This window comes from Geomonas sp., assembly GCF_035254065.1.
GTDB lineage: Bacteria > Desulfobacterota > Desulfuromonadia > Geobacterales > Geobacteraceae > Geomonas.
The window spans coordinates 1-7084 of record NZ_DATFBA010000304.1; the positions used below are offsets into that span (position 1 = coordinate 1).

Here is a 7084-nt window from a genome sequence, read left to right on the forward strand (position 1 = left end):
ACATCATCAACGGCGGCGCCCACGCCGACAACAACGTCGATATCCAGGAGTTCATGATCATGCCGGCCGGCGCCTCCAGCTTCAAGGAAGCCCTCCGGATGGGCGCCGAGATCTTCCACGCCCTCAAGTCGGTGCTGAAGTCCAAAGGATACAACACCGCAGTTGGCGACGAGGGGGGCTTCGCTCCCAACCTGAAGTCCAATGAAGAGGCGCTGCAGGTGATCATGGAAGCCATCGTGAAGGCCGGCTACAAGCCGGGCGAAGAGGTGCTCCTGGCGCTGGACGTCGCCTCCTCCGAACTCTTCGAAAACGGCGTCTATACCCTCGAGAACGAGGCAGAGCCGAAGAAGACCGCCGCTCAGATGGTCGACTTCTACGAGAACCTGGTCAACAAGTACCCGATCGTCTCCATCGAGGACGGCATGGCCGAAAACGACTGGGACGGCTGGAAGCTGCTCACCGACCGCCTCGGCAAGCGGATCCAGATCGTTGGTGACGACCTGTTCGTGACCAACCCCTCCATTCTCAAGGAAGGGATCAAGAAGGGGATCGCCAACTCCATCCTGATCAAGCTGAACCAGATCGGCACCCTGACCGAGACACTGGACGCCATCGAGATGGCCAAGCGCGCAGGTTACACCTGCGTCATCTCGCACCGCTCCGGCGAGACCGAGGATACCACCCTGGCCGACCTGTCGGTGGCGGTGAATGCCGGCCAGATCAAGACCGGCTCGCTCTGCCGTACCGACCGCGTCTGCAAGTACAACCAGCTGCTTCGGATCGAGGACGAGCTGGACGAGGTGGCGCTCTTCAGGGGCCACGAGGTGTTCTACAACATCAAGAAGTAAGTCTGTTTTTTGGAGCTGAGCCGAAAAAGGGCGCTTCCGCACGGGGGCGCCTTTTTTCCGTTAACCGCACTGTCGGCCGCCGTTCGTGCTGAGCTTGTCGAAGTACCATTTTCCCGACTTATACAAGCTGCCCTTCGACAGGCTCAGGGCGAACGGGGTTAATCAGCTTGGATACGTTGGACTTGGTAATGGAGATGTAAACAGAAAACAACTATAATTTACCGAGTTACCGCTTCATTAGGCTTGCGTAGCACCTTTCATGTAGGTATACTCCCCCCATGCTTACTTTCGAAATAGAAGCCAAGGACCATTTCCGGCGGGTTGACAGTTTCCTGCGCAACCTGCTGCCGAGCGCCAACATCTCCTACCTCAAGAAGCTGCTAGCCTCCGGACACGTGAAGGTGAACGGTGAGGAGCCCGAACCGACACGGGTGCTCCGCCGCACCGACCGCGTCACCCTCAAGGAGAGCGGCAAGACCGCCGCCTTTCTCGCCAACAGCACCCCCGACCTCGACATCCTCTTCGAAGACGGCTGGATCGTCTGCGCCAACAAGGCGCCTGGGCTTGCCGTGCACAGGACGGTGGATCCCGAAGAGCCGAACCTCGTGCAACTGGGGGAGCAGTTCCTGCAGAAAAGGGACGGCATCGGCAGGCTGAGACCGGTGAACAGGCTGGACAAGGGGACCTCCGGCGCCATCATCCTCGCCAAGAGCCACGTCGCCGCCGGCATGTTCGGCAGGATGGTGCACGACGAAGGGCTCGGCAAGCTCTACCTGGCGGTGGTGGAGGGAAAACTCCCCAAACAGGGAGAGATCGACGCTCCGCTGGATGGCAAGGAATCGCAGACCCGCTACCTGCGTGTCTACAGTGGCGGGGGGAGCTCGCTGGTCGCGGTCTATCCCCTGACCGGCAGGATGCACCAGATCAGGCAGCACTTCAAGATGATCGGCAATCCTATCTTGGGCGACCGTCGCTACGGCGGCAGGAGCGTGTTGGGGTTGACCGGGCACGCGCTGCACTCGTTCACCACCCGGCTGGTACATCCGGCGACCGGGGAAGCGCTGCACATCCCGGCCCCGCTGCCGGCCGCGCTGCTCAAGATGGTCTGCAAGCTGACGGCTCTGCGGGAGGACTCCCTGCTGCAGGCCCTCGACGAGGTGCCGGCCTCCGAGCTGACCATCCCGGCCTCCGCCTAGAACTGAAAAGGGCCGCCCCGGAACTCCCCGGGCGGCCCTTTCACCTTTCACCTTTCACCTTTCACCTTTCATCGCCCTTCACCACCCCTGCTCTCCGATCAGCGGCACGAAACGGACCGGGCAGAGATTTTCCCGCTTGAAGCTGCCGTCGGCCTGCCGGCGCACCCTGACCAGTTCCTGCAGATGCGGAGTGGGGCCGACCGGGATCACCAGCCGCCCGCCCGACGCCAGCTGCTCCATCAGTTCGGCCGGCACCTCCGGCGCCCCCGCTGTCACCACGATGGCCTGGTACGGTGCATGCTCCTTCCACCCCATGGTGCCGTCGCCCAAGTGAACCGTGACCTTGCGATAGCCCAGCCGTTCCAAGCGCTCCCGGGCGCTCTGCGCGAGCGGCGCGATCCGCTCCACGGTGAAGACCTCGGCTGCGCACAGGCTCAGTACCGCCGCCGCGTAGCCGGAACCGGTGCCGACCTCCAGCACCCGCTCCGTCCCCTGCAGTTCCAGCGCCTCGATCATGTAGGCGACGATGTACGGCTGCGAGATGGTCTGCCCCTCCTCGATGGGGAGCGGTCCGTCGTCGTAGGCGAAGCGAGCCATGTCCGGCGACAGGAAAGCCTCGCGCGGCACCTCGCGCATGGCCCCGATCACGGCGGCATCGCGGATACCGCGTGCCAAGAGGTCCTCGCTCAGCATCCGCTCCTTCCTTGACTCCAGCTCAGCGCGTGCATGGATCGCCATGGCATCCTCCGGAAAGGCTAAAATCGAGCTAAATCGTATCACAGCGGCCAGGACTCACAACCGGAAGCCCGCAGAGCAGGCAGTCCCTTTCGTGGGAACCCCGTCAAGAAGCCGCGCTCCCCACGGGAACAGCGACAGGCCGCGGTTACACCGTGACACAGCGGCCGGAGAAAAGCGCTGTCTTTCAGTATGTTGACACTTTTCAGGGGGAAGCGTACACTAAAATCAAAAGAGATAGTTCTTTGAAAACGACTCTGGAGTACAGGTAAAGGCTGCGTGAGAAACCTGATGATACCTTATCCACTTTGTTCCCAGGTCTCAGACGTGGTGTGCAGTTCCTGAAAGGGAAATGCCTGAAGCGTCTTCCAGGGAGATGTTTTACAAAAGTGCGTGTATCTCACAAAGCCCTACGGTGCTTCGGAGTTGGTAGCTGGCTCTCTAGGAGACGAAGCCGATAGGCGTGTAAGTCGCATCCGCCAGGCGCGTTTGCACCGCTTGAAAAAGGGTAAGCCTAAGGGAACTCCGGGTTGATCATGGTCCTGACAGGAGCATGCCTCCCGCGCCCCGGCCTGCTTATACCGACGGATACGGATAAAGCATCTCAGATACTGAGCCAGTTACGTTTTTCAGGAAAAGGTCCGGTGCAGGTCACCGGGCCTTTTTTTGTGGGTCAACCACGGCCAATGGAATTTCAGGTATCAATGCTATACTGAGAAAGATACCAACAATCGGTCAGGGAGGTCATTTATGGCACGTGCTTCCAGGGAAAACAGACCAGGCGTGGAACGGGTTTCCAAGGCAAACAGAACCGGAGTCGAAGAGAAAGGATTGCGGACCGTCCGCAGCCTCGACGTCTATCTGCCGAAACGAGGGCTGCCGGAGGGTGCCCATTGCAAGGGATGCGGAATTACCTATCACAACAAGAGATGGCAGATTGAAGGGGTTGAACAGGGTGCCAGCTGTGAAGTCCTCTGCCCCGCCTGCCAGCGGATGGAAGATCATAACCCCGGCGGGGTCGTGACCCTCTCAGGCCCCTACCTGGCTGTGCACAAAGAGGAGATATTGAACGCGATCAGGCAGCAGGAGGCCAAGTCGCGTGAAAAGAACCCGATCGGCAGGATCATGGAGATCAAGGAAGATAACGGACAAATAACGGTGACCACTACCGAAGACAAACTGGCCCAGAAACTGGGAAGAGAAGTGTTCAGGTCCCAGAAAGGGGAGTTGCACTACCAGTGGAGCCATGATCAGCGCATGGTCCGGGTGGAATGGATGCGCTGACCAGCCCCAACGTTGCCTCTACAAGAAAAAGGGCCCTCCTGCGATAGTGCAGAAGGGCCTTTTTTATTGTGCAGCGGGAAAGCGGGCTCGCCAAGGACGGATCAGCGAAGCGGGTCGAACAGGTGTTCCAATCCGTTCAGCTTCACCTCGTACATGCACTGCAGCATGTCGCCCAGTTCGCCCTCCGGGAAGCCCTGTTGCCGCAGCCAGACCAGGTACGGTTCCGGCAGGTCGACGAGCAGGGTCCCTGCATACTTGCCGAAGGGCATCCTGGTTCGTGCCAGTTTCACCAGGAAGGCGCGGTCGGGAAAGAGCTCCTCCAACGCCTACTCCTTGCCGAGCTTCGCCTTCAGCAGGTCGCCCAGAGTACCCATCCCTTTGGGAGCCTCGGCGGCGGTCTTGCGGAAGGACTCCATGGTCTCGGCCTGCTCCTGCTCGGCCCTGCTGACCGAAGCAAGCGACAGGGAGATCCTGCGCTGCTCGCGGTCGACCCCTTCCACCTTCACCTCGACCTCCTGCCCTTCAGCGAGGACTTCGCGCGGGTGCTGAATCCGCTTGCCGGCACCCAGCTTGGAGATGTGGATGAGGCCGTCGACCCCGCTGGCGAGGGTCACGAAGGCGCCGAAGGGAGTGAGACGGGCAACCGTGCCGTTCACATACGACCCTTCCGGGAAGGCGGCGGCAGCCTCTTCCCACGGATCGGCCAGGGTATCCTTCAAGGAGAAGGAGAATTTCCCCTTTTCCCAGTCGATGGCCTTGACCACCAGCTCGACTTCCTGCCCGACCGAGAGGACCTCGCTCAAATCTTTCACGCGGGACCAGGCCACCTCGGAGATCGGCAGTAGTCCCTCGACGGCTCCGATGGAGACGAAAGCGCCGAAGTCGCGCAGGGAGGTAACGGTACCCCTGACGCGGTCGCCGACCTTGAGGGTCTCCTTGAGGGCTTCCTTCTCCTGCTTGAGCTGCTCCTCCAAGAGGGCGCGGTGGGAAAGGACGATGTTGCGGCCGTTTTCGGCGTATTCAGTGATGCGGAACGACATGTGTTTGCCGATGAAGGCCTCGCTGCTTTCTATCCTTCTCAGGGCCATCTGGGAGAACGGGCAGAAGGCGCGCGAACCGGCGACTTTGACCTCGAAGCCACCCTTGACCTCTTTTTCCACCACACCTTCCACCGGGATGCCGGAGGCGTAGGCCTCCTCGAGCTGGGCGTTGCCGGCGGCCCCGCCGCCTTTGCCACCTATCTTGGTGGTGAAGCGCATTTCGTTGTTGCGGGAAGAGATGAACCAAGCGGAAACCTTGTCACCGACCTTCACGGTCACGTTGCCATCGGCGTCGGTAAGTTCCTTGATGTCGAGTACCCCCTCGCCCTTGCGACCGGTATCGAGGAAGACCCAGTCCTTGGCAATCTTGAGGACGGTCGCCTCCACCTTGTCACCCGGCGCCAGGCGCCCCGCGTCCTTCTGGCTGCGTTCGAATAAGGCGGCAAAGCTTTCCTCTTCGGTCTCCATCTCATCAATGTGTTCGTTATCCATGTAAGTTACCCTCATCCAGTAATTGATGCTCTTTAGGCATTCAACGAGCATACAGGTGACCCCGCACCCTTGTCAACTAGCTTTCCCCCCTTCATTAGTGATCATCGCCGCTATCACCGCCCACGCGCTCTCCGGTGCATCCACAATGCTCATCGTGTGGTGGGCGGTGCCGCCCACCTGTCGTCGCACCGCCAGGTGGCGGCAGGGTGGACCCGACCACAAGAGAGCGGCAGACCCGCCACCGCCGCAGGTCAGGTGGCAGCCCCTTATTTATGGTAGTATAGGTCAGGTAAACGAGGAGGACGCAGCCTACCTCGGGGGAGGAACTAATGAATCTGCCAGCCGCGCTGAAACGGATTTCGGACACGATCTGGGAACTTCCTACCACCTATAAGGAAGGGATGCTGGTTCCCGCCCGCATCTTCGGCACCGAGAAGCTGATCCAGGAGATGGACGCGGGCGTGTTCGAGCAGGTCGCCAACGTCGCCACCCTCCCCGGTATCCAGCGCTACGCCTACTGCATGCCGGACGGACACTGGGGCTACGGCTTCCCCATTGGAGGGGTCGCCGCCATGGACCCCGGCACCGGGGTCATCTCTCCGGGCGGGATCGGCTTCGACATCAACTGCGGCATGCGGCTGGTACTCACCACCCTCGATGCAGACGAGGTGAAGCCAAAGCTGCACCAACTGGTCGATCGCCTCTTCACCAGGATACCGACCGGGGTGGGGTGCCATGGCTTCGTGCGGCTCAACCACGATGAGTTCCGCACGATCCTGGAGCAGGGTTCCCGCTGGTGCCTGAAGCGTGGTTTCGCCACCGTTGAGGACCTGGAGATGACCGAGGAAGGAGGATGCTTCGCCGGTGCCGACGCCTCCTCCGTCAGCGAGAAGGCGGTGGAAAGAGGGTACAACCAATTGGGCACCCTGGGAAGCGGCAACCACTATTGCGAAATTCAGGTGGTAGAGCCGCACAACGTGATGGACGCGGAGCGGGCGGCCGCCTTCGGACTCACCATCCCCAACCAGGTGGTGGTCATGTTCCATTGCGGCAGCCGCGGTTTCGGGCACCAGGTAGCCACCGATTATCTGAAGCTCTTCCTCTCCGTGATGGAGCGTAAGTACGGCATCAAGATCGTGGACCGCGAACTGGCCTGCGCCCCCTTCCATTCACCGGAAGGGCAAGCCTATTTCAGCGCCATGAAGTGCGCAGTCAACATGGCTTTCGCCAACCGGCAGGTCATCCTGCACCGGATCAGGGAGGTCTTCTCGGAGGTCTTCCAGCGTTCCCCCGACGAGATGGGGATGCGCATGGTCTATGACGTCGCCCACAACACGGCGAAACTGGAACGGCACGAGATCAACGGCGTCCACCGGGAACTGCTGGTGCACCGCAAGGGATCGACCCGCGCCTTCGGCCCCGGCGCCTACGGCATCCCGGAGTGCTACAGCAAGACAGGGCAGCCGGTCATCATCGGCGGGAGCATGGA

General features: G+C 60.9%; 7 protein-coding genes. 4 read left to right on the forward strand and 3 right to left on the reverse strand.

What is annotated here, in order from left to right:
- On the forward strand, positions 1-848 hold an 848-nt coding region (eno, locus tag VJ604_RS13980; protein ID WP_324083472.1), incomplete at its 5' end, for a phosphopyruvate hydratase.
- Between the two features lie 278 nt (positions 849-1126).
- On the forward strand, positions 1127-2044 hold the full coding sequence (locus VJ604_RS13985) for an RluA family pseudouridine synthase (protein WP_324083474.1): 918 nt from the start codon (positions 1127-1129) through the stop codon (positions 2042-2044).
- A 78-nt stretch (positions 2045-2122) separates the two neighbouring features.
- Here VJ604_RS13985 and VJ604_RS13990 read toward each other — a convergent pair whose 3' ends face one another.
- A complete protein-coding gene (locus tag VJ604_RS13990; protein ID WP_324083476.1) occupies positions 2123-2782 on the reverse strand; it encodes a protein-L-isoaspartate(D-aspartate) O-methyltransferase in 660 nt (219 codons plus the stop codon).
- A gap of 747 nt (positions 2783-3529) precedes the next feature.
- On the opposite strand from VJ604_RS13990, the gene VJ604_RS13995 reads away from it, so the two are divergent.
- Complete coding sequence (locus tag VJ604_RS13995) at positions 3530-4063, forward strand: BCAM0308 family protein (RefSeq protein WP_324083478.1); 534 nt, start codon at positions 3530-3532, stop codon at positions 4061-4063.
- Between the two features lie 101 nt (positions 4064-4164).
- On the opposite strand, the gene VJ604_RS14000 is transcribed toward VJ604_RS13995, so the two are convergent.
- Complete coding sequence (locus VJ604_RS14000; RefSeq protein WP_324083480.1) at positions 4165-4386, reverse strand: DUF3820 family protein; 222 nt, start codon at positions 4384-4386, stop codon at positions 4165-4167.
- A gap of 3 nt (positions 4387-4389) precedes the next feature.
- The gene (rpsA, locus tag VJ604_RS14005) at positions 4390-5595 is read right to left on the reverse strand and encodes a 30S ribosomal protein S1 (protein ID WP_324083482.1); all 1206 of its coding nucleotides are present in this window, start codon (positions 5593-5595) and stop codon (positions 4390-4392) included.
- Positions 5596-5924: 329 nt separating this feature from the next.
- Here rpsA and VJ604_RS14010 point away from each other — a divergent pair.
- Positions 5925-7084: RtcB family protein (locus VJ604_RS14010; RefSeq protein WP_324083484.1), on the forward strand; the 1160-nt coding region annotated here is incomplete at its 3' end.

Coding starts and splice junctions, on each gene's coding strand:
- VJ604_RS13985 (WP_324083474.1), top strand. CDS start 1,127: ATGCTTACTTTCGAAATAGAAGCCAAGGACCATTTCCGGCGGGTTGAC.
- rpsA (WP_324083482.1), bottom strand. CDS start 5,595: ATGGATAACGAACACATTGATGAGATGGAGACCGAAGAGGAAAGCTTT.
- VJ604_RS13990 (WP_324083476.1), bottom strand. CDS start 2,782: ATGGCGATCCATGCACGCGCTGAGCTGGAGTCAAGGAAGGAGCGGATG.
- VJ604_RS13995 (WP_324083478.1), top strand. CDS start 3,530: ATGGCACGTGCTTCCAGGGAAAACAGACCAGGCGTGGAACGGGTTTCC.